This is a genomic window from Halalkalibacter kiskunsagensis (assembly GCF_037027555.1).
Classification (GTDB): Bacteria; Bacillota; Bacilli; order Bacillales; family Bacillaceae_D; genus Halalkalibacter; species Halalkalibacter kiskunsagensis.
Genome location: NZ_JAXBLX010000065.1, coordinates 1 through 22,648, shown reverse-complemented (window position 1 = coordinate 22,648; position 22,648 = coordinate 1). Strand labels below are relative to the sequence as shown.

Below are 22,648 nucleotides of genomic sequence, written 5' to 3'. Positions count from 1 at the left end.
AGCTAATCGAGCTTCTTCAAGATGTCCTAAAAGAAAGTAACAAAAAGATTCAAAAGTTAATTCAATGTCAACTACAACAATGGATTGCAGGCTTACCTAACTACATCAAGGTCTACCTGCCTATTTCAGTGTGCGAAAGTTGAGTAAATAATATGTATTGAGGGCACTGAAAAAGGTCGATTTTTTCCTTTTTCAGTGTCCTCGAAACAATGTGCGTAGCCGTTGCCTTGTTTTAAAGCCCGCTATGAGTGGGTTTCTCATAGCGGGCGCACAACGTACGGAGCCATTGCCGCTTCCTTGATGGACTTTTTCAGTGGCTTCTATGTATTCACTTTTTGGTCACTTTTAAAAACGGAATCACTTCTGCTGGCTCTTTATCAACTGAAACGTATTCGACTTTATACCCTTCTTTGCCTCGCTTTGCAAAAGTTCCCTTTGAAATCGGTCGTGCAGCTGACCAACTTAATGAATCGATATTATCCCAAGAGTCATGTGTGATCAATTCTTTTTTGTAATAATAATGATTACCAGAGGGATACGATTCACATATATACTTTACTGTTTGTTTTGAATGCATACTAGCCACTCCTTTGTTCGTAGCTTTCCCAGAACAAAGGAAATTTAAAACAGTTTGAAAACAAAGGACTTCGTGTTGAATGGATAAAATGTTACACTACTATATAAATGAAAAAGGTGAGGACAGTATCCTTGAATGGAGCCTATGCAGCACTACTCTTTTAAGCTAGATGAGTACTAGAAGTAGGAACTAAGATCAACCTTCACATTACTCACTCGAAAATTCCTTCATGATAGATAATTCACGCCCTCGAAATAGGTTAACTAACATCGGTTTCGTAATCAAACTTGGAACAAATGATTTAAATATGACTGTATCTTCTATGATTGTGTCCGTTCCACTTGCCGTAAATGAATGCTTGTGTGTCCATTCTGTAAAAGGGAGTGGAAGTTGAATTCCTTTATCGATAAAATAATGTGGAGCATTGACCTCACTAATGAGCGACGTCCACTTCACATAAAATCCGGCTAAACCAAGCTTCATAACAATTACATTTCCTTGCTTTGTTTCAGGGTCTGACTGGATATTAATTTTCGGAAAGGTCGTAATTTGGGCTAGGTTTTCAGCTGTAGCGAAGAAAGACCACACGTCATCGATTGATGCTTTTACGACAGTTCTATAAGTAAATACAAGAAAATCCATCTTTCCAATTCCTCCTTATGAGGGAATTTATCTTTTTTATAGCAAAGAGGTTTAAAATGAAGAAAATAGATTTATGTAGTGCACTTGGGTTTATGCTAGCAGTATGCTTGCTCATAATAAGCTTTATTTGGCATCCATTTAATTTCTGGGTTCTTTTCCCTCTCTCCCTTTTTATATTATCCATTTATAGTTGGATATTCGAGAAGCCAACTTTACAAAGAATGAGCCTTCTACAGTGGTTGCTTGGCATTTTAAGTGGCATTTTTCTTTATTTGATATTTGCTTTTGGGAAATGGTTAATTGTACAAATAAATATTCCTCTGATGAATCAGCTCGAAGACCTTTATACTTTAGTTAAGCCAACTAAGTTTCTCCACTATGTGTGGCTCTTTTTTGTGATCATACCTGTCCTTTGTCAACTCTAGTTGCACTTATCATTGAAAGTTGATCAAGCACTTGAAGCAATTTCTCTTTCCCTGCTTCTTGAATTTGAAAAGCTTGTTTCACTACTTTATTTAGTTGTTCAGATGATTGAATCGTTCCATGAATTTGGTCACGCACTAAATAGGTTAATCCGTCTCGTTGGACCTTCATTTGCACATTTTGAATCGTATTTTGTTGTTCTTTATTTGTATTGGTAGCTTCCAATTGTTGTAATGCGGTTCCCACTCGTTCCTTTGCAATTTGTTCAAGCTGAACCGCTTCTGTTATCCTCTGCTCAATAGAAAGCTTTGATTCCTTTTTTAGTGGGGTTTGATCAACAAATGGTTGCAATTGTTCAACTGCTCGTTTAATGTGAGAGTCTCTAAGAAGCAAGGTTTTCACATCGAAAGTTTTGTCCATGGCGTTTGCATCGCCCCTATTTTGCAAACGTTCGTTAGATCCGTCTCTTTTTTCTCGTACTACTGCCTCAACTTTTATTTCAGAATTTAATTCTTTTGCTAGGTCATTAATGACATCATTAAATGGACGCCCATGCAGTGCTTCATGAACAGCACGAAGATGGACCGAAGTAACTTCCAACCGTTTGTTAGCTATGGCTTGAACCGTTTTTAGTCGACTATCGACATTCCCAGCATGTAAAAAGCGTTGTAATTCAGTAACTGCGTTTTTTGTTAATGGGACACCTTTATCTAATAAGGTTGCAATAGCCTCCCTTACTTCTGGAGAAGATTGCTTCACACCCAATTGTCGCATCAATTGATCCCCATTCTGGTCAGGGTTTCTAATTTGGCCAACGCTTTTTTGGTCCGTACTCAAAACCGTAACATGAACTCCTTCGCTCGTGAGCCGAGAAACTTTTACTGTCGCTTTTTCAGCGAGAGGAACCCCTCCTTCAAACGTAGCAATCACCTCTCTTCCTTTCACCGACAATAGTGCTTCACTCGGGCCTCTTCCTTCCTTTATCGTTGCCTTAAACACGTCTCCTTCTCGAATCTGAACCGACCGCTCAGATTGCTGAGTAGATGAATGGACTTGGTGTTGAATATGCATGCCGTTCACGCTCCGCTAAATTTTTGTCTACTATTAGTATCGGTCGAGATACGAAGATGTTTACCTTATTCCTCTTCTTGTTTTTTCCAGCCCTTGCGAACAATATCTTCTCCAAACCGTTCTCGCAATTCATTCATTGTCTTATCTATTTCTTCTTGCTTTATGTCTTCTTGATACGTAAACAAATCTAATTGTTTATACGCATATTTTTTCTCAAGTAAATCATATGTACTAATCCCTAACAGACGAACAGCTTCTCCATTCCAAGCTTTCTCAAAAAGAATGTTTGCCTCACGCATTAAGTCGTCCGGTGATTGAATTGGATTCACTAGTTTCCGACTTCTAGTAATCATTTTCCAATCGTGATAACGAATGGTTATTTGCACCCCTTTTGCAAACATTTCTTTCTTCCGTAATCTTAAATGAACACGTTTAGCTAAATCATCGAATGTCGCTCGGATCATTTGTCTATTTTTCGTATCACTTCGAAGCGTCGATGAGTGACCAATCGACTTGTATACCGAATAGGCATGTGGGTTAACCGGACGGCCATCATGTCCATTCGCTCGCTCTTGAAGCACAAGACCACGCTCTCCAAACTTTCTCATCAGTAGTTCTTTGTCAGCTTTGGCTAAATCTCCAATCATACTCAGACCTAACTTCCTCCACTTTTCAACAGTCCGTTTTCCTATTCCATGCATCTCCTCGATCGGAAGCGGCCACAGTTTATTCTCTATGTCTCGTTTTCGTAAGATTGTAATTCCATTTGGCTTTTTCATATCACTAGCCATTTTTGCTAAAAATTTATTTGGAGAGATTCCAATGCTACAAGGTAGTTTTAATTCTTCAAGTATTCTCTTCTGAATATTAACAGCAAGCAACATTGGGTGAATCTCTTTCAAATAGGAAGTGAGATCTAAGTAGCCTTCATCAATTGATACTTGTTCTACGAGGGGTGTGTATGTAAAAAGTATATCGAATAATGCTTTTGAAGCAGCACGATACCGATCACCGTTTGGTCTTAGGATCAACAAAGTAGGACATAGTTTCTTCGCTTGCCAAATGGGCATCGTTGTTTTTACTCCTTTTGCTCTTGCTTCATAACTACTAGTTACGATAATTCCTCTGCGTTCTTCAGGGTTTCCGGCAATGGCCACTGGCTTTCCTTTTAACGTGGGATCATGAGCGATTTCAACAGATGCAAAAAAACTATTCATATCCAAATGAAAAATTAAACGTGCACGATTCATCCTACTAACCTCCTTAGTCTCATTATACGAAAATACGTTCGTTTTCAAAAGATAATATGTTGCATAACTAGTTCGATTTCGATAAGGTAATGATATGGTCTTTAAGTAGTAAGCGTTAGAAAACTAGCTTATCCTAGATATGCACCTTTAAAATGATGGGCAAGAACTTATAACTGGCACTTCGCTATCAAAACAGATCCTAGAAAGACTTTTAAAGGAGTGAGCCATGTATGAAACATAAAAAGCGAAAAGATTATTTGCATTACTCAGCTTTATTTGACCACATATTGCTCCTTGAAAATATCTCTCGTAAAGAAAAAGGAAAGTCACCAACAATAGCAGAAGTCTCAGCTATTGTTGGTGACTCGGAAGAACACATTTTAGAATGTATGGAACTTGGACGACCCGATGCTTATAAAACCTTACATTAACTTATTTAATAATAATTTTTCAAATTATTTTCAAACGTTCGCTTACTTCTCGAACAACTAAGAGCAATTCAAACGTTGAATCGCTCTTTCTTCATTAATCTTGTTTATTTTGATACTTCTTTAATAACTGCCACTACAGCCTCAGATAATTTCACAAGTTCAGCGATTGGCATACGTTCGTTTTTCGTATGTATTTCTTCATACCCCACCGCTAAATTAACTGTCGGGACACCATGACCAGCAAAAATATTTGCGTCACTCCCACCGCCACTTTGCAAAAGCTCTGGTGTTCTCCCGATAGAAGTCATTGCTTTTTTAGCTACCTCAACGACTTCATCACCATCACCAAGTTTAAAGCCAGGATACATAATATCTACTTCTACGGTTGCCGTTGTCCCCATCTTTAAAGCTGTGGACTCAAATGCATCTTTCATTGCTGCAACTTGTGCTTCCATTTTCTCAGGAATCAAAGACCTAGCCTCAGCTAAAATCGAAACGTGATCACAAACGATATTCGTTTGCGTTCCTCCTTCAAAACGTCCAATATTTGCTGTTGTTTCTTCATCAATTCTGCCAAGGGGCATTTTCGAAATTGCTTTGGCTGCAACCGTGATCGCAGAAATCCCTTTTTCTGGGGCAACTCCAGCATGTGCTGTTTTTCCAAGGACCGTCGCATTTACCTTTGCTTGAGTCGGAGCAGCAACAATGATATTTCCGACAGGGCCATCGCTATCAAGAGCAAACCCATACTTTGCTTTTAAATAAGAAGGATCTATTACCTTCGCTCCTACTAATCCAGATTCTTCACCAACTGTAATAATAAATTGTATCGTTCCATGTTCTAAATTTTCTTCTTTCAGAACACGGATTGCTTCAAACATCGCAGCAATTCCTGCCTTATCATCTGCACCAAGAATGGTCGTCCCATCAGTAACAACATAGCCATCTTTAATCGAAGGTTTTACGCCAACTCCAGGTACGACCGTATCCATATGAGAAGTAAAATAAATCGTATCTACCCCTTCTTTCGTTCCTTTAAGAGTACAAATTAAATTGCCTGCTGCATGCTCCGTTTTACTTGCAGCATCATCTTCCACTACTTTAATACCTAAGTCTTCAAATTTCTTTTTCAAAATAGGTGCAATTATGTCCTCATGTTTCGTCTCTGAATCAATTTGTACGAGTTCAAGAAATTCATCTACTAAGCGTTGTTCATTCACCATATGTATACTACCTCCAGTTTTTTCCGAACAATAAATTATTATAAAAACAGCCTCTATAAATGGTACCGTTCTCTCATTAAAAGCGCAAGTTCCTCGCTTTAAAGCCTATTCATTTTTTTGACAGAATTCGTAAAGGACACCTTTGGCTGATTTAGGGTGAAGAAATGCCACTTTTGCGCCTCCTGCTCCATTTACCGGTTTATCATGAATCATTTGAATGCCATTTTTCTTCATTTCTGCAATTCTTGACTCAATATCAGTAACCCCTAAAGCTACATGATGAATTCCTTCACCACGCTTTTCTATAAAAGTTGCGATCGGACTTTCAGCTGATAAAGGTTCAAGCAATTCAATTTTTGATTGACCAATTTCTAAAAAAGCTACTTTCACACCTTGAGATGCGACCTCCTCTATCCCTAGCAACTTAAAATGTAGCTGGTCAACATAAAAAGGTAAGGCATCATTAATAGATAATACCGCAATCCCAATATGATCGATTTTCTTCAGACCGTTACGCTCCATTCTTATCCTCTCCTAAATATCTCTTCCTACAATATTTCTTTTTTTTCTTTTCTAATCCTGCTTTTATATGGTATTTCTAGATTTCCCTTGTCCAAATTTGAATAAGGAAGTAAAATAGAAAAAGGTATTTAAGAGGAGGGTTTCACATGCCACGTAAATTTCAAAAAACTATTATTTATATTATGATTGTAACTATGGTTCTTGGTACCCTTTTAATGGGCGTATCTTTCTTCTAATTGAAATGAAACTAATAAGCAAGTTGATTATAGTTCAATGAAAGAAACCTGGTGTAATTTTACCAGGTTTCTTTCATTGAACAGCACCGAAATGACGTGCCACGTCTATAAACAGTTCGTCTTTATCAGTTATGTGAATCGTTGTTCCGATCGGGATTTCTTCAAAAAGTATTTCAACGACTTCATTTGGCAATCGAATACAACCAGCTGTTATTGAATAACCAATTGATTCCGGACGATTTGTACCATGAATACCAAATGTCCTCCCATCGGTATTGTTTGCATTAAATCCAATCCATCGTGATCCAAGGGGGTTATTTGGATCTCCACCAGGTATATCTTTTTTACGATAATAAGGATCTTTCGCTTTTACTATAATTGTAAACGTACCTAAAGGTGTTTCATCCCCAAGCTTACCTGTTGCTACCTTATATACATCTTTTATCTCGCCTTCATTTATATAAGCAAGCTCATTTGTAGCAACATTAACAATGAGAAATGGGTCTCCTACAGTTGGATTTTCCCCTATGGGCCAAATAGGAGAAGCAATTAACAGTGCTAACAATGAAAGTGAGAGTTTCATCATTATCCCTCCCTCTATCCAATTGGCGTATCATTTTATCCATCTCTTTGAAGAACTTTTTCTTAGTTTCTCGTTATAATTTCTTTTTATCCGCTTGATTCCATAAGCGATCCTTTATATGTAAATATTCTTCAAGTTCATGCATAATGTACGCTAAAGAGGAACGAACCTCAAATTCCTCTCTTGTTTTTGGCAATGGCATTTCTTCAAATCCTTTCCTCATTAAGTGAATTCGCTCTAAAAAATAAGGGACACGGTTCGCTGGACTAACTGATTTACTCAACTCATCTAAAAAGTTTGCAACCGTCTCGCTTTGCTCGACAGTATGATGAATTCTTGAAACATACGGCATAAGCCGCTCTAAAATGTCAAACTGCTTTTCACGCATTTTAAAATAGTAATAATATTGATCCTCGTATCGAAGGATGTGATTCTGAATATTTTTTAAGGCGAGGTTTTTCCCTTTCTGTAATAAATCAACAGTCTCATAAATTTCTTTTCCATCCCATTCGCTTTCTCCGTGTCGTAAGTAAACAGATAATTCGTGAAGTATCGTTTTAAAGTGTTCTTCTATATCTTTGTGATAAGTCCTTAAGGCTTGATCACTACTTGGCATATAAAGGTTCATTAGCAGTGCAACACCTACACCAACAACGATTAACAAAAGTTCATTTATTATGAGCGCAGTCGATATTTCTCCAACTGTGTAAATGTGGAGGATAATAACTGAACTAGTCGCAATTCCTGTATTCATTTGTAACATAACTACAATTGGAATAAATAAAAGCATAATTAAAGCTAACGTCCACGGTTGATATCCAATCAATTCAAACAATATTCCACTAATGGCCATTCCGATAATACATGCCACGACACGGGCCCAAGAAACCTTTAATGAGTCCCGCCTTGTCACCGAAATACATAAAACGGTAATAATCGCAGCGGATCCATAAAAGTCAAGATTAAAACCTTGAGCAATTGCAACGGCAAGCCCTGCACCAACTGCTGTTTTTAACGTTCGATAACCAATTCTAAATGACATGTCTTCCCCCATTTTACATAAAAATTTTACTTTTAGTTTATCACAAGAAAGTTTATATAGGACATTTAGCAAAACAGATCATTCATTTCTTTATACTTTTTCAAACTGCCTCTGTTACAGTTATAAAAAATAGACGGCTTCTAGAAGTCTTCTTCTGCAAGCCGTCTATTACTATAATACTTTTTCTAAGAATTCCCTTGCTCGCTCAGAACGTGGCGCATGAAAAAACTCACTTGGAGGTGTATCCTCCATTAAAATTCCTTGATCCAAAAAAAGAACTCGATCTGCAACTTCACGAGCAAAGCCCATCTCATGGGTCACGATCGCCATGGTCATTCCTGATGTCGCTAAATCCTTCATAACAGCAAGAACTTCTTTCACCATTTCAGGATCAAGAGCAGATGTCGGTTCATCAAATAGCATCACTTCTGGTTCCATTGCTAACGCACGAGCTATCGCTACTCGCTGCTTTTGCCCTCCAGATAATCGACTAGGGTATTCATCACGTTTTGCTAGAAGTCCTACTTTTTCAAGGAGCGTTTCAGCTCTTTCATTTGCCTCCTGCTTAGAAATCCCTTTTACAGTCATAGGTGCATAAGTTAAATTCCCCAACACTGTCATGTGTGGAAAAAGATGAAAATGCTGAAACACCATTCCGATTTGTTGCCGTACACGTAAAACATTTGTTTTCCGATTGGTTAATTCTTCACCGCCAACATATATTTTACCTAATGTCGGTTTTTCGAGTAAATTAAGACATCTAAGAAACGTAGATTTACCTGAACCCGAAGGACCAATAATCGCAATAACGTCTCCTTTTTTTATCTCTGTGGAAATTCCTTTTAAGACTTCTGTCTTCCCAAACGATTTATGCAAATCAACAACCTTAATCACTACGCTGCAATCTCCTTTCAATGAGTCGTCCAATGATCGTTAAAACCATCACAAGCAAATAGTAAATCAGTCCAACGAATAGCAAAGCTTCAAAGTACCGATATATTTGTGCATTTAGTACTTGAGCACGACGCATTAAATCCATGACACCAATAATGGAGACGATTGCTGATTCCTTTGTTAAATTAATGAATTCATTGAACAATGCAGGTAAAATATTACGGAATGCTTGTGGCAAGATGATTCGGAGCATAGTTGGACGGTAGGGAATTCCCAATGCTTCTGCTGCCTCTTTTTGTCCTTTATCAACCGCTTGGATTCCTGCACGAATGATTTCAGACACATACGCGGCTGAGTTTAGTCCAAATGCAAGCACACCTGCTACATAAGCAGTAATATCAATACCAAATTGCGGAATACCAAAATAAATAATCGATAGTTGTAAAATTAATGGTGTCCCACGAAAAATAGACGTGTAGGCATTTGCAAACCACCGAAGTATACGAAAACGACCAATTTTAAAGATTGATAATATAACTCCTAGTACTAATCCTAGCACTAGTGCTACAGATACGAATTGTAACGTGACCCCGATCCCTTCTAATAAAAAAGGGATATGGGGCACGATTTGGTTGAAATCCAAATTCATGCCCAATGTATCCTTCCTATTAAATATCTTGTAACACACACATCCCGCGGCAAATAAAATGCTCGCGGGTTGTAATCAAACAATCTTACTCTTCTGTATCAAACCATTTTATTACTAGTTCTTCCATCTTACCACTATCAATTAGCTCATTCAATTTTTCATTAAACGGCTCTGTTAATTCACTGCCTTTAGGAAAGGCAATCGCAGATCCTACTTCTTCGTCAGCTTCAATTTCAAAACTTGTTAACTGCTGCTGTGCTTCCATATGTCCTTTTGCAACTGTATTTTCCATTAATATGGCATCAATACGTCCCGATAACAATTCTTGCATAATCTCAGGAATACGATTTAATTTCACAACTTCGAAACCATACTCTTCTTTTAAGTCTTCAGCTTCTCCTTCTTGAATAGAACCTAACTGCACCCCTACTTTTAATCCTTCTAAATCCTCAAGAGATCCAATGTTTGCATCTGCTTGAGAGACAATTAAATTTGTAGCAGTAAAATAAATATCAGAAAAATCGGCGTTTTTCTTGCGATTCTCATCAGGTGTCATACCTGCTAGTACAAAATCAACTCGACCTGCTCCCATTGCGGGAATCAAACCATCAAAATCCATGTCTTCAATTTGAAGGTCATATCCTAGTTCTTCTGTAATATACGTTGCAATATCGACATCAAAACCAATAATTTCTCCTGTAGCAAGATCAATTGATTCGTACGGAGGATAATCAGCCGATGTTCCCATTATAAGCGTTTGAGTTTCTTCTGTTACTTCTGTTTCTTCCTCATCTTGTTCAACAACTGGATCTTCACCTGTTGTCTCTTCCTCACCTGTTCCACAACCGACAAGTACACTTATAGATACAACTGCAGACATTCCTAACATCCACCATTTTTTCTTCATTATAATACCCTCACTTTTCCTCTATTACAATAATAATTATTCTTGCATATGCATATTAACACACAATTATTCAGTTGAGAATACCTTTTCTACCAAAATATATCCGAATGTAAATAGCAGAATTTTCTTTTATTTATAAGGATAAGTTCAACGTTCATTATTAAATTAGCTTATCTTACTATTTTTTATTCATGTATTTTATATAAGGGCTCGACTTCCGATTTTTTTATTAAAATAATGTAAAAGAGCGATCACAAATGTGATCGCTCTCATGCAAGTAAACTCTGTGATTGTTAGTAAAAATACTTAGTCTGTAACTGGATCATCAGCCGGCTCATCAATCGTTGCTGGATCGTCCATTGGTGCCTCTTCATCAACTGGCTCCCCGCATGCTGCTAACACACTAATTGAAAGTGCACCTGCTAATACTGTATAAAGTAGTTTCTTGCTCATCGAAAATTCCTCCTTTGTAGTTGGGTTGGAATTCGTTAAGATGTGCTTCCAACTGTGAATATCATACTAAACTACCTGCGTCGATAGAAGGGCGTTTCCACATTTTACAAGCTTTCACAAATTCATTCGATATTCTCTCAAACTACTTGTTTATTTTTTTAGAATTATCTTTATATTCACATATCTCCCTTGTTATTTTTGATGAAAAAACATGTCATATTAGATATACTAAAGAAATAAATGCATATGAAAGAGAGCAATTATTGTGAGACCTTATAGACGAAAGGAAGCGTTCCGGTATAGGTTTAAAACCCCAATCATAGCTCAATTTACACTAGTAAAAATAGCTGACAAAGAAGTGACGAGCTCTGCAGGGGAAATCAATATCTTAGATATTAGTCCTGGTGGATTGCGAGGTCAGTCCACACTTGAATTGCCAGACCCAAAGAAAACAAAGATAACCCTAGAAATTAACTTTAGCTTACGTTCACAGAAATTGATTGTAAGAGGAGAAGTAGTTTGGAAAAAAGAATTAGCACAAAGATATGAATACGGAATTGACTTTACGATAACCGAAAAAGCATGCCAACAATTAATTGCTGAATTAAAAGAATATGTAAAAGAAAAAAAACACTCTGACTAATAAGACATTAAAAAACGAAGTGCTTACATCAGCACTTCGTTTTTTATTACTCCACTGCTACTAGCAGGAATGATCACTTCAACCTTTGTTCCCTTTCCTTCTTCGCTATAAATATTTAACACCCCATTGTGATGTTCAATTATTTTATAGCACACCATCAAACCGAGGCCCGTTCCTTTCTCTTTTGTTGAATAGAATGGTTCACCTAAGCGTTCAACTCTTTCTTTCGGAATGCCACATCCATTATCCTCGACTTGAATACACACTTGATTACGTAGATGGTTTAAGACACGAATGGTGATCACACCGTTTCCCTCTACTGCTTCAATTGAATTTCTTAGTAAATTAATAATTACTTGTTTTAATTGCTTCTCTAAACCAAAGATCATTGGAACGTTTTCATTTTCGTATTCTAACGAAATATTATTCATATTTGATTGCGTCTTAGTTAAAGTTAATATTTGACTTACTAGTGTCAATACATCCAATTCTTGAAAACTAGTTTCGAAATTAGGCTTGGCCAATGTTAAATATTCATAAATAATTGACTCAACCCGGTCTAACTCGTCCATAACAAGGTTAACATAAAACGAATTATATTCTTGCTCTTTTTGAAACAATTGTAAAAAGCCCTTTACCGTCGTTAGTGGATTTCGTATTTCATGAGCGACTCCTGCAGCAAGCTGCGCGACAACCGATAACTTATCTGATTTTCGAATTAAATCATCTACTTTTTTACGCTCCGAAATATCTTTTAATATCGTTCGGAAAGCCCGTTTGCCTCTAAAGGTAATAACAGTCGTAGTAGCTTCTACTTCTAACTTATCTTCTCCTTCTAAAAGTAGGGTATAAATTGTATTCGTAATAGCTTTCTTTCCAGATAAAAGGAGATGGACATTTTCGCGAAATCTTGCATAATCTTGATTTGATAATAATTCTGAGAAGGTTGTGCTACATAGTTTTTGATAATTTGAAGGTCCAACCAATGTTTCTCCTGCTGGGTTTACATAAATAAGCTTATGCCCATCGTGAACTGTTATTGTTTCTGGTGTATTTTCAACTAAGCTTCGATAATTTTCTTCTTTTTCTCTTAAGTCTTTTTCCATTTGTTTTCGATCAGTCGTATTAATAAAATACATTGTCACCTGATCATCTAACCGATATGCTCTAACATCAAACCACTGATTACTGAATGAATGGTAATACTCTAGTTGAGTTGACTCCTCTCCTACAAGAAGCTGGTAAAATTTCATTATTAGTTTTTCACTTTGATCTTGCTTTAAAAAAGACCAAAAATCGTCATTTACTAAATCACTCCACTTTTTATTTAGTACCTTTTCTCCTTCTTCATTCACATACAGAAACTGTCCATCTAATCGAATCGCTATAATTGCGTCCTTCATACCATTTAATATTTTTTTCGGTAATCGAACTTGATCTCTATTGTGAATGCTCACTTCTAGAAGAGAAAGATCACTCTCTGTTCCAAAAGTCATCAACCTATCTAATTGCACATGAAAATAAACTTCTCCATCACTTGATACGTCCGTTATAGTTAAAAGCGTTGACTGAAGGTACCCTTTTCCGTGTAAAATCACTTTTTCAATCTGCTTTTTGATCATACCTCTTTCAAATAGCTTTTCTTCAATAGGTCCTTTACATTCTTCGTTAATGAAAAACGATTCAATCGATAACAAAAGAACTTCTTCTTTGCTATATCCAAATTGATCGCAGAATGCGCTATTAACAAACAAGAATTCTCCTTGTTCATTAACAATTGCTTGTCCTTGTAATGATGCTTCTAAACATAATGAAAAAACTCTTGCATTCATATTTACTCTCCTAACATGGCATTCTACCTCATCGATAAAGTTCTTCTTTTTCTCGCTAAATCCTCCTTATTTAAAGTTTTTCCTCATTTTTTTTATATTACGTACAAACAATACTCAGCTAAGTAAATATAAATCTCACTATCAGGAAAATTCTACATATAATTGCTCGTCTTAATTTCGAGCATGAATGACGTGTTAGACTGTAGCGGAGTTCCTTTACTCTGCTATAGATCAGACTTTTCAACCGCCTTCAAATTCAGATCAAAAAGATTAGCAAATAAAAAACCCACTATGAGAAAACCTTCTCTCCTAGCGGGCTTACGACACTTATTTTTTATTATCCTGATCTATATCTAGTTCTTCTATTAAATCTTCTTTAATTTCCTCTTTCATTTCTTCCTTTATTTCTTCAATCATTTCTTCTTTCATTTCTTCTTTCATTTCTTCCAAGACTTCTTCTTTTATATCGTCATACATTTCTTCTCGAATTTCAGCTTTAATTTCTTTACGATTCTTTTTGCGGCGTTTCTTACCTTCTAACTTATAATCTTTCCCAAGCATGATTAAAATCGATATAATCATAATAGTCATGATAATCGCAAATGGGAGTGCCGCAATAATAGATGCCGTTTGGAGTGCACCAAGACCGCCATCTCCACTAATAAGCAACACACTAGCAGTACCAGCAATCAATATCCCCCAGAGCATTTTGACAAATAAGCTTGGGTTTAAACTTCCATTTGACGTCATTGCCCCTAAAACATAAGATGCTGAATCTGCTGATGTAATAAAGAAAATAAGAATAAGAATGACAGCGATAAAACTTGTTATTCCGCTAAGTGGTAATTCTCCAAGAGTGGCAAAAAGAGCAAGTTCTACATTGTTCATAACTAGATCACCGATTGGAGCAGCGCCAGCTATTTCTAAATTTAATGCCGTACCGCCAAATGTAGTAAACCAAATAACAGCTAAAATCGAAGGAACAACCAAAACTCCCGCCATAAATTCGCGAATCGTTCGTCCTCTAGATATTCTAGCAATAAAAATCCCCATAAACGGAGCCCACGCAATGTGCCATGCCCAAAAGAAAATCGTATTTGTCCCAAGCCACGCACTTTCAGTAAAAGGAGTCATTGTTAAACTCATAGAAGCGACATTTGTAATGTATCCACCGAGAGTTGTCACAAAACTTTCTGCGATAAACAAAGTCGGCCCAACAACAATTACAAAAATAAGTAATACTGCAGCCACAGCTAAGTTAATATTACTTAACACTTTTATCCCTTTATCAACGCCTTTAGCTGCAGAGAACATAAAAAGAAACGTCACAATAGCAATGATGGTTGTTTGAGTTACAACGCTATTTGGAATCGGTGATATGTAAGAAAGTCCTCCAGTAATTTGAAGTGCACTCAGACCAAAAGTTGTCGCCACACCTGTACATGTGGCGATGACTGCCAATATATCAATGGATTTCCCCGCCCACCCATTAACTCTTTCACCGATGATCGGATAAAATGCTGAACTAATTAAAGCAGGTCGATCTTTCCGGAACTGAACGTACGCTAGCGTTAATCCCACAATCGAAAAAATAGCCCATGGATGTAAAGCCCAATGAAACACAGCATAACGCAAACCTGCAACTGCTGCATCCGGCGTTTCAGGAGTAAACCCCATCGGTGTATCAAAATAATACAATACCGGTTCAGCTACTCCCCAGAAAACGAACCCAACTCCAATTCCAGCAGCAAATAGCATACCAATCCATGAGTACCAGGAGTAATCAGGCCGCTCATCTGGTTTTCCTAAACGAATGCTCCCTAAAGGACTAATCGCAAGAACAATAACAAACAAAACAAAAAAAGCGGTTGATAACATATAAAACCAACCAAAGTTTTCTAACATCCATCCAAGCCCCTGCCCTGCTGCTGCATCTAAGGTTCCTGGTGATAACGCACCCCATAACACAAAGAGACCTACTATAATGGCAGAAATAATAAGGACACTTCCCGTTTTTTGATTTACATTCGTTTGATTCATGTTTTACTTCCTTTCTTTAAAAAACATGCTTCCATTGTATTAAAAATTAAATAATAATATCAACAATTTTAATTACCCAATTTATATGTTCCTTAAACATACTGTGTGTTTCCTTTCATTAAAGTATTCAAAAGTAGCGTGTAATTGTGTAATTGTCTATTTACCCATCAACCAATTATTGTAAAATTTGTTTTATCCGTGTAAAAAAATATTTACTCGATAAACTATAAACACTCTTTGATCAAAGGGTACTGAAAAAGGTGCAAACCTTAAAATCAACAGAAATGACAATGTCTCTATACATCACGCGCTTGCGGACTTGCGGGCTTGAGGCTCCCCAACTCATAGCTGGCTTTCAAATCAAGCGTTTACCACAAAAGTTCCCCTAACATGCTATTGCATAAATACTATAATGCGAGACACAGTATATGTCTAAACTCACATTAAAATTCAAATTAAGTCGAGGTATTGTTTATGACTAAAGAAAAACGAGCAGAAATAATCTTTTGGAGTATAGCCTTCCCAGGATTTGGACAATTTCTTAACAAAAAATATGCTAAAGGCTTTTTATTTGTCGTTTTAGAATTCATCGTAAATGTACAAGCAAAATTAAACTTAGCAATCATCCCAAGCTTTTACGGGTTAGGGGAAACTGCAAATGATTCTGTGAATTATCAATGGATTATGTTTTACCCTTGTTTGTATTTATTTTCAATGTATGATGCTTATCGAGACGCTGGTGGTGAGAATATTCGATATGCATTTATTCCTTTTGTCTTCTCAGCATATTGCGGTACAATCGGTGTGATTTATTCGCAAAGTGTTGAAATATTCGGTCATATAGCAGGGGTGATATGGCTCCCTATTCTCTTTCATATTAGTGGGTATTTGATAGGAATGGTTATACGTTTTATCGTTCTACGCGTAATTGATATCAACCACAAACTTGAAGCCAAATGAAAGATTCTCAATCATTATTTTTTTCCTCTGAACTATTAGTTGTTATAATATAAAAAAGGAGGGATTGAATTGACTGTAACAAATTATGATAAAGCAACTTTTGCAGGTGGCTGCTTTTGGTGCATGGTCAAACCATTTGATCAATTCGAAGGCATTTTGTCGGTTGTTTCTGGGTACACAGGGGGCCAGAAGGAAAACCCGACATATCAAGAGGTATGCGCAGAAACAACAGGACATTATGAAGCTGTACAAATTACGTTTAATCCTAACATATTTACATACGAGAAGTTGTTACTAATCTTTTGGCAACAAATTGATCCTGAAGACTTTGGTGGACAGTTTTTTGATCGTGGTAACTCCTATCGTACGGCTATCTTTTATCATAGCGAGGAGCAACGCATTGCTGCAGAGGAATCAAAGAAACGCCTGAAAGAAAGCGGAAAGTTCTCTAATCCGATTGCAACACAAATTTTACCTGCTACGACTTTCTATCCAGCCGAGGAATATCATCAATATTATTACAAGAAAAACCCACTTCATTACAATAGATATAAAATCGGGTCAGGTCGTCAATCCTTTATTAATCAACACTGGGGGACTAAAAATGAGTAAAGTAACCAAAGAACAGTTAAAGCAACGTCTTACACCGATGCAATATGCTGTAACACAAGAAAATGGAACTGAACCACCCTTTCAAAATGAATATTATAATCTTGAAGAAGAAGGAATTTATGTCGACATCGTCTCAGGTAAACCACTTTTTAGTTCAACCGATAAATACGATGCCGGTTGCGGCTGGCCTAGCTTCACCAAGCCAATTGTGGAGAAAGAAATAATTGAGAGAGAAGATTTTAGTCACGGAATGAGCAGAACAGAAGTCCGTAGCAAAGAAGGGGACTCTCACCTCGGTCATGTATTTAATGATGGGCCAGGACCTAATGGTTTGCGGTACTGCATTAATTCAGCAGCGTTACGTTTCGTTCCAAAAGAGGAATTAGACAAAGAAGGCTATGGACTTTATCTAAAACTTTTTGCTTAAAGAGATAGAGTAAAAAGCTTGGATCTAGATGGTATTATGCACCTAAATCCAGGCTAGTCTCTCATGATACCTATACTGTTTCGTCATACGTATACCTAACAACATACTTATCTGTTCGAAGCTTCTTAATTTCTACAAGTGGACCTACTTCATACCCATTGATCCAGTTGTCTTCTATTTTAGCTTTGACACATCCTGCTTGAAACTTTGAACGGAAAATTTGTTTATAATAAATCCATCGAGGTATTTTACTCATCACACTCTCATACCTTTCTTACCTTTTTTCTTATAGTACAAAATATTAAACAACTTCACAATTTGTTCAGTCTGGACATGTTTAAAAAATGAATTATTGGTATAGGTTCAACTGAATTTTGTCTATAACTTCTCGTTCAATTGCCGATAACCTTTATTTTCAATAATTGCGGTCTGTGGTTCTTCTAAATTGGAAAATCATCCTTTTGGGAACGACCCCATACATAGCATTTTTATAATTGTTTAGGTACAATAATAAGAAGTTATTTTACAGAAAGGGTTTGAGACAATTGGCTAAAAGACCGTTAGCTGGGATTATTACCGAAACGACCATTGAAAGCAAAGAGTTACAAGAAAAAATCCCATTATTGATCTATACACCACCTAACTTTACACCTTTACAAACATATGATGTCCTAATTTGCCAGGATGGAAACGATTATTTCCAACTCGGACGTATTCCCCGGCAAGTTGAACAATTAATAGACGATGGGGAAATAAGAGAAACAATTATTGTTGCTATTCCTTATCCATCCGTTTCGGAAAGACGGAAACGCTATCACCCAAATGGAGAAAAGGTCAATTCCTATATTCGATTTCTAGCAAATGAACTCGTTCCATTTATTGATAAAGTATATCCTACACATCAACTTGCTTCAGCTAGAACACTTGCAGGTGATTCTCTTGCAGGAACCGTTTCCTTATTAACCGCTTTGCAATATCCGAGTCTTTTTGGTCAAGTCATGATGCATTCACCATTTGTAAATGATACGGTTATGACTTCGGTAACTGCTTATAATAAACCAAATAACATATCTCTTTATCATGTAATTGGCACAAAAGAAACTAGTGTGAAAACAACAGATGGCCAGACTCTTGATTTTGTTACACCAAATCGGCAATTACATACCATATTACAAGATAAACCATTTACTTATACGTACGGTGAATTTGAAGGGGACCACACTTGGACTTACTGGCAAACAGATTTACCTAAGGGCCTAATAACGTTATTATCTTAATAGAAACTGTTTGTTATTCTATAAGCTATACAAATTATTTACTATTCATATCAAAGGAGAATCTTTTAATTAAAGGAGGACAATGAGATGAAATATGGAATTGCTTTATTTCCATCAAAAAAACTACAAGATCAAGCGAACTCTTTTCGAATGCGTTATGATTCACACTATGCGCTTATCCCACCCCACATAACAATAAAAGAGCCGTTTGAAGTGAATGATGAAGAACTTCCTTTACTACTGAATACCATGGCACAAATTGCTGAGAACGCAGAACCTGTTACGATTGACATTTACAAAGTCGATACGTTTTATCCGCAATCTCATACCATTTTCTTTAAGATTCGTGAACATAAAACACTGACCTATTTATATGAAGAATTTCACAATGAACCATTTTCTATTAACGATAAATATGGATTTATCCCTCATGTCACAATTGGACAAGATCTATCAAGTCAGGAACATGCGGATGTTCTAGGTCAACTAAAAATGCACAAAATAGAGCACCAAGAAACAATTTCAAGGGTGCAATTGCTTTATCAGCTTGAAAATGGAGCTTGGACTGTATATGAAACATTTCGCCTTGGAAAGGAAGTATAATTTTTTATGAATGTAATAAAAGCTGTAACGAAGGTACAACGAGAAGATGCTTATAAAATTCGTACCGAAGTCTTCGTGGACGAACAACATGTACCAATTGAAGAAGAAATTGATCAATTTGAAGACGAAGCGATTCATTTTGTCGTTTATGATCATCACCAAACCGTCATTGGTGCTGGTCGTCTTCGCTTTGTTGATGGATACGGAAAAATCGAACGTATTTGTATTGGAAAGAATGCTCGCGGTACAGGTGCCGGGCGCATTCTCATGGAGGCAATAGAGAATGAGGTTCGTGTTGAAGGAATTCCGAAATCAAAGCTAAATGCACAGATTCAAGCTCAGGATTTTTATAAGAAATTAGGCTATGAAACGATCTCAGGAGAATTTCTAGATGCAGGGATTCCACATGTCACTATGATTAAACAGGTTGTGTAAAAAGCAAGAGGCCACATGGCCTCTTGCTTTTATTTAGTCTTCTTGTAATTCCTCGTTCTTACTATTTAAATGTGTCTGAACAGCTTCAAGTTTCCCCGACATCGTTGATTTCTTATCACGTCTGTCATCAATGCGAATATTGGTTGCCACACGAGATAGTCCATTTTTAAACGGAACTTCATGTAGTGCTTGTATCACCTCAAATAGAACTGGTAACTCTCCTTCTATTAAGGTGCTCATTGGTGTAAGCTGATATTTCACTTTCCCGTCATACGTCTTCAAAACTTCTTGAATTTCCGCTACATATTTACTTACGCTCGGTGTATCTGTACCAATTGGAATAATGGTTACATCAACTATTGCCATATGTACTTCCTCCTTCTTTACTTTCGGATGTTTTACAATTAACCTTTCCGGAAATTCCATTGCAGCAAGCTTTCCATACGATTCGATTGAGGCAATCATATGTGCACGTTCTGGCTCAGTCGTTGTCACATGTATTTGAAGCCAATACGAGATAGCAAGTACAACTCTTTTTACAAATCCAAACCCTCTTACTTCTAATAACCTTTGAACAATAGGAATCATTACTAGGCTTAAGTAAGACGCTATTTCTAATGACCACATAAATCGACTAGTAAACAACCAAAGACCAACCGTTCCTATAAAAACACATAAAAAGTAAATAACAACTACATTCGTAGAACAAAAACGGTTGGTGATAGCCGCCTTATTAATTTGAAACAAACGAGATCTTCTTATAACTCCTTTATAACTAAATACTTTATGCTCTGCACCATGATATTTTCTAAGCTGCCTAGGAAACAAAAAGTGAGTACCAAACATATAGTAAAACAAAAAATAATAGGGGAGACCTTCCCAAATACTTGGATTCCAAATAATGAGTATCTTTGGAACAAACACAAAACTTACATAAATAACAGTAAGGACTTTAAACCATATCGGCATTGACATGATGATCTGCCTCATCATCATTGCCAATGTCCTGATATTTATCGGCTTAAGCCAACTTTTTAAACGCCCCTTCTCATGATATGCACATGCTACATGCTGTTTCCCAATATAAAATATCCCATTTTGATAGGAGAGCCCTCTTATTTTCATGCACACACCCATCCTTCTTACACAGTATTAATTTGCTACCTGTGAAACGATCCAATGTGGAACGTTTGCGGCTCCTGTAAACGTTGGTGATGAAAACCTAGCATCCTCCATCTCAAGAGGCGTATGATCAGACCACGTATGTAATAGAGTCACAATAATATCGTCTTTCTCTAACCCCTCACCTATTATGCTTGCTCCTACTCTCCCAATATTGCCATAACTCTCATGTTCAATTAATTGATTTGAAAAAGCAAATATTATCCCGTTTTCAACAACAGTGCCTTCCGTCTGTTCTATGACTTGGTTTGCATAAAGCAATTCCAATATTCCATTTTCAATCTCTATGTCTGTCCGTACTTGTCCAGTTTCTCTGTTTATTACCGAAATTCCAATATAGTCTTCACCATATAAACCTTCTACTGGCATTACTGTCCAGTCCCAATTTGCTTCTATATCCAAACCTTGGCGAGTAGTATTTGTGCTAACTTGAACTTCAATAATGTTTTGTAAATCCTCGTTTGTAACGGACTCAGACTCTTGTAAAAAATGATATCCTCCCAAAAGCATTAAAACCATTAAAATAGCTGGCAGGATAAGCACTGGTTTATTTCCACGAAACATTTCTCGCTACTTCCTTTCTAATTTATGTATTAAATGATTCAGCCTTTTTACTCATTATACAAGAGGTCAAACAAACAGGAAAGAAAAGTAGCTGTTTTTCACTACAATGAATAAGCCAACAGGATCATACATAATCCTGTTGGCTATTGAACTTAAATTGTTCTTTGAAAAACTATTCTTAACGAGCCAAGCGTCTAAATGCAGCATGGTTCGTTGGTCCAATTCCACTACCAATCGAAAGTGATTCAGAAATCGCTGCAGTAATAAAAGATTTTGCCACCTCAGTCGCTTCCTTAATTGTCTTTCCTTTTGCTAATTCTGCTGCTATTGCTGCAGCAAATGTGCATCCCGTCCCATGTGTATGCTTCGTTTGAATCCTCTCTGTCTTCAATTCATAAGTGGTTTTACCGTCATATAAAAGGTCAACAGCAGGTCCATCTAAAAGATGTCCTCCCTTTAAAACGATATATTTTGGCCCCATCTTATGAAGATCAATAGCTGCACGCTTCATTTCTCCTATAGTCTCCATTTCTTGACGTCCGAGCAGTTTTGCTGCTTCTGGAAGGTTCGGAGTGATAACAGTAGCAATCGGCAACAACTTTTCGATTAAAGCTCGAACTGCCTCTTCCTGTAAAAGAGAGGCACCTCCTTTTGCTATCATAACAGGATCAACAACAATATTTTTCGCTTCATACTCTTTCAGTTTGTTTGCAACAAGAGTAATAATCTCAGCAGAAAACAACATTCCTGTCTTTATAGCATCAGTACCAATATCAGATAGAACAGCATCAAGCTGTGCTTCTATTGCTTCTAAAGATTGTGGGAACACCCCATGCACACCAAGTGTATTTTGTGCCGTTAAGGCTGTAATCACACTCATTCCAAATGTATGTAATTCTTGAAACGTTTTTATGTCAGCTTGGATTCCTGCTCCTCCACCACTATCAGAACCAGCAATCGTTAATGTTTTGGGAATTGACATCGTCATCACCCTTTCATGTTTGTTTAATCACACTCCAGTCACACCAAACATAGCGGCTCCACTCATTGCTGAGAGTTGGTACCAAAAGGGGAAATGCACCCCTTTTGGTATATTTTCTGTTTATGCGGTATGGCAATGGCTCCACACGCTGCGCGCCTTTTTTGAGAAACCCACTCACAAAAGGCTTA

Annotated in this window: 27 protein-coding genes and 2 pseudogenes; 10 read left to right on the top strand and 19 right to left on the bottom strand. The window is 37.0% G+C overall.

The window, feature by feature from the left end; translation table 11 throughout:
* Window positions 1–143: pseudogene (locus SLH51_RS22790) on the top strand (IS4 family transposase); the annotation flags it as partial.
* A gap of 185 nt (window positions 144–328) precedes the next feature.
* Here the strand turns inward: SLH51_RS22790 and SLH51_RS22785 are convergent.
* From SLH51_RS22785 to SLH51_RS22770, 4 genes are all read right to left on the bottom strand, one after another.
* Window positions 329–577, bottom strand: coding sequence for a hypothetical protein (locus SLH51_RS22785; protein WP_335963853.1), 249 nt, complete (start codon window positions 575–577; stop codon window positions 329–331).
* A gap of 207 nt (window positions 578–784) precedes the next feature.
* The gene (locus tag SLH51_RS22780; RefSeq protein ID WP_335963851.1) at window positions 785–1,219 is read right to left on the bottom strand and encodes an SRPBCC family protein; all 435 of its coding nucleotides are present in this window, start codon (window positions 1,217–1,219) and stop codon (window positions 785–787) included.
* A gap of 399 nt (window positions 1,220–1,618) precedes the next feature.
* Window positions 1,619–2,713, bottom strand: coding sequence for a hypothetical protein (locus tag SLH51_RS22775; protein WP_335963849.1), 1,095 nt, complete (start codon window positions 2,711–2,713; stop codon window positions 1,619–1,621).
* A gap of 65 nt (window positions 2,714–2,778) precedes the next feature.
* Window positions 2,779–3,963: a DNA polymerase IV gene (locus tag SLH51_RS22770; protein WP_335963848.1), complete on the bottom strand. Its 1,185-nt coding sequence runs from the start codon at window positions 3,961–3,963 to the stop codon at window positions 2,779–2,781.
* 230 nt (window positions 3,964–4,193) lie between these two features.
* On the opposite strand from SLH51_RS22770, the gene SLH51_RS22765 reads away from it, so the two are divergent.
* On the top strand, window positions 4,194–4,394 hold the full coding sequence (locus SLH51_RS22765) for a hypothetical protein (protein WP_335963847.1): 201 nt from the start codon (window positions 4,194–4,196) through the stop codon (window positions 4,392–4,394).
* A 104-nt stretch (window positions 4,395–4,498) separates the two neighbouring features.
* Here SLH51_RS22765 and SLH51_RS22760 read toward each other — a convergent pair whose 3' ends face one another.
* Together SLH51_RS22760 and mce are read right to left on the bottom strand one after the other, a co-directional pair.
* Window positions 4,499–5,617 carry a tripeptidase T gene (locus SLH51_RS22760; RefSeq protein WP_335963846.1) on the bottom strand — a complete coding sequence of 373 codons (1,119 nt, stop codon included), beginning with the start codon at window positions 5,615–5,617 and terminating at the stop codon, window positions 4,499–4,501.
* 105 nt (window positions 5,618–5,722) lie between these two features.
* Complete coding sequence (mce, locus tag SLH51_RS22755; protein WP_335963845.1) at window positions 5,723–6,139, bottom strand: methylmalonyl-CoA epimerase; 417 nt, start codon at window positions 6,137–6,139, stop codon at window positions 5,723–5,725.
* A gap of 146 nt (window positions 6,140–6,285) precedes the next feature.
* Here mce and prli42 point away from each other — a divergent pair, with 146 nt between their 5' ends.
* A complete protein-coding gene (gene prli42 / locus SLH51_RS22750; protein WP_335963844.1) occupies window positions 6,286–6,375 on the top strand; it encodes a stressosome-associated protein Prli42 in 90 nt (29 codons plus the stop codon).
* A gap of 73 nt (window positions 6,376–6,448) precedes the next feature.
* On the opposite strand, the gene SLH51_RS22745 is transcribed toward prli42, so the two are convergent.
* From SLH51_RS22745 to SLH51_RS22720, 6 genes are all read right to left on the bottom strand, one after another.
* The gene (locus tag SLH51_RS22745; protein WP_335963859.1) at window positions 6,449–6,958 is read right to left on the bottom strand and encodes a L,D-transpeptidase; all 510 of its coding nucleotides are present in this window, start codon (window positions 6,956–6,958) and stop codon (window positions 6,449–6,451) included.
* A 73-nt stretch (window positions 6,959–7,031) separates the two neighbouring features.
* Complete coding sequence (locus SLH51_RS22740; RefSeq protein WP_335963843.1) at window positions 7,032–8,000, bottom strand: aromatic acid exporter family protein; 969 nt, start codon at window positions 7,998–8,000, stop codon at window positions 7,032–7,034.
* Window positions 8,001–8,171: 171 nt separating this feature from the next.
* Window positions 8,172–8,894: an amino acid ABC transporter ATP-binding protein gene (locus SLH51_RS22735; RefSeq protein ID WP_335963842.1), complete on the bottom strand. Its 723-nt coding sequence runs from the start codon at window positions 8,892–8,894 to the stop codon at window positions 8,172–8,174.
* A complete protein-coding gene (locus SLH51_RS22730) occupies window positions 8,887–9,543 on the bottom strand; it encodes an amino acid ABC transporter permease (RefSeq protein ID WP_335963858.1) in 657 nt (218 codons plus the stop codon). Before SLH51_RS22730 ends, SLH51_RS22735 begins: the two co-directional genes overlap by 8 nt.
* 85 nt (window positions 9,544–9,628) lie before the next feature.
* On the bottom strand, window positions 9,629–10,450 hold the full coding sequence (locus SLH51_RS22725; protein ID WP_335963841.1) for a transporter substrate-binding domain-containing protein: 822 nt from the start codon (window positions 10,448–10,450) through the stop codon (window positions 9,629–9,631).
* A gap of 306 nt (window positions 10,451–10,756) precedes the next feature.
* Window positions 10,757–10,903, bottom strand: coding sequence for a hypothetical protein (locus SLH51_RS22720; protein ID WP_335963840.1), 147 nt, complete (start codon window positions 10,901–10,903; stop codon window positions 10,757–10,759).
* Window positions 10,904–11,168: 265 nt separating this feature from the next.
* Between SLH51_RS22720 and SLH51_RS22715 the strand changes: the two genes are divergently transcribed.
* Window positions 11,169–11,546, top strand: coding sequence for a PilZ domain-containing protein (locus SLH51_RS22715; protein WP_335963839.1), 378 nt, complete (start codon window positions 11,169–11,171; stop codon window positions 11,544–11,546).
* A gap of 23 nt (window positions 11,547–11,569) precedes the next feature.
* Here the strand turns inward: SLH51_RS22715 and SLH51_RS22710 are convergent, their stop codons facing one another.
* Both SLH51_RS22710 and SLH51_RS22705 read right to left on the bottom strand, forming a co-directional pair.
* Window positions 11,570–13,378, bottom strand: a complete 1,809-nt coding sequence (locus SLH51_RS22710; protein ID WP_335963838.1) for an ATP-binding protein — start codon at window positions 13,376–13,378, stop codon at window positions 11,570–11,572.
* A gap of 327 nt (window positions 13,379–13,705) precedes the next feature.
* Complete coding sequence (locus SLH51_RS22705; RefSeq protein WP_335963837.1) at window positions 13,706–15,418, bottom strand: BCCT family transporter; 1,713 nt, start codon at window positions 15,416–15,418, stop codon at window positions 13,706–13,708.
* A 474-nt stretch (window positions 15,419–15,892) separates the two neighbouring features.
* Here SLH51_RS22705 and SLH51_RS22700 point away from each other — a divergent pair, with 474 nt between their 5' ends.
* The 3 genes from SLH51_RS22700 (at window position 15,893) to msrB (ending at window position 17,417) form a co-directional block, all read left to right on the top strand.
* Window positions 15,893–16,378 carry a hypothetical protein gene (locus SLH51_RS22700; RefSeq protein ID WP_335963836.1) on the top strand — a complete coding sequence of 162 codons (486 nt, stop codon included), beginning with the start codon at window positions 15,893–15,895 and terminating at the stop codon, window positions 16,376–16,378.
* Between the two features lie 123 nt (window positions 16,379–16,501).
* Complete coding sequence (gene msrA, locus SLH51_RS22695) at window positions 16,502–16,990, top strand: peptide-methionine (S)-S-oxide reductase MsrA (protein WP_335963857.1); 489 nt, start codon at window positions 16,502–16,504, stop codon at window positions 16,988–16,990.
* On the top strand, window positions 16,983–17,417 hold the full coding sequence (gene msrB, locus SLH51_RS22690) for a peptide-methionine (R)-S-oxide reductase MsrB (protein ID WP_335963835.1): 435 nt from the start codon (window positions 16,983–16,985) through the stop codon (window positions 17,415–17,417). The genes msrA and msrB overlap by 8 nt, the downstream gene beginning before the upstream one ends.
* A 70-nt stretch (window positions 17,418–17,487) precedes the next feature.
* On the opposite strand, the gene SLH51_RS22685 is transcribed toward msrB, so the two are convergent.
* Complete coding sequence (locus SLH51_RS22685) at window positions 17,488–17,673, bottom strand: hypothetical protein (protein ID WP_335963834.1); 186 nt, start codon at window positions 17,671–17,673, stop codon at window positions 17,488–17,490.
* 289 nt (window positions 17,674–17,962) lie between these two features.
* Between SLH51_RS22685 and SLH51_RS22680 the strand changes: the two genes are divergently transcribed.
* The 3 genes from SLH51_RS22680 to SLH51_RS22670 all read left to right on the top strand — a co-directional run bounded on the left by SLH51_RS22680 (window position 17,963) and on the right by SLH51_RS22670 (window position 19,732).
* Complete coding sequence (locus SLH51_RS22680; RefSeq protein WP_335963833.1) at window positions 17,963–18,694, top strand: alpha/beta hydrolase; 732 nt, start codon at window positions 17,963–17,965, stop codon at window positions 18,692–18,694.
* An 87-nt stretch (window positions 18,695–18,781) separates the two neighbouring features.
* Window positions 18,782–19,297: a YjcG family protein gene (locus SLH51_RS22675; protein ID WP_335963832.1), complete on the top strand. Its 516-nt coding sequence runs from the start codon at window positions 18,782–18,784 to the stop codon at window positions 19,295–19,297.
* Between the two features lie 6 nt (window positions 19,298–19,303).
* Window positions 19,304–19,732, top strand: coding sequence for a GNAT family N-acetyltransferase (locus tag SLH51_RS22670; RefSeq protein ID WP_335963831.1), 429 nt, complete (start codon window positions 19,304–19,306; stop codon window positions 19,730–19,732).
* Between the two features lie 33 nt (window positions 19,733–19,765).
* Here the strand turns inward: SLH51_RS22670 and SLH51_RS22665 are convergent, their stop codons facing one another.
* The 4 genes and pseudogenes from SLH51_RS22665 to thiD form a co-directional block, all read right to left on the bottom strand.
* Window positions 19,766–20,098 (bottom strand): MTH1187 family thiamine-binding protein, encoded by a 333-nt coding sequence (locus tag SLH51_RS22665; RefSeq protein WP_335963855.1) that lies wholly within the window; start codon window positions 20,096–20,098, stop codon window positions 19,766–19,768.
* 81 nt (window positions 20,099–20,179) lie between these two features.
* Window positions 20,180–20,857, bottom strand: a pseudogene (locus SLH51_RS22660) (DUF1385 domain-containing protein); the annotation flags it as partial.
* A gap of 27 nt (window positions 20,858–20,884) precedes the next feature.
* Window positions 20,885–21,478, bottom strand: coding sequence for a hypothetical protein (locus SLH51_RS22655; protein ID WP_335963830.1), 594 nt, complete (start codon window positions 21,476–21,478; stop codon window positions 20,885–20,887).
* A 178-nt stretch (window positions 21,479–21,656) separates the two neighbouring features.
* A complete protein-coding gene (thiD, locus tag SLH51_RS22650; RefSeq protein ID WP_335963829.1) occupies window positions 21,657–22,460 on the bottom strand; it encodes a bifunctional hydroxymethylpyrimidine kinase/phosphomethylpyrimidine kinase in 804 nt (267 codons plus the stop codon).
* Window positions 22,461–22,648: the final 188 nt, after the last annotated feature.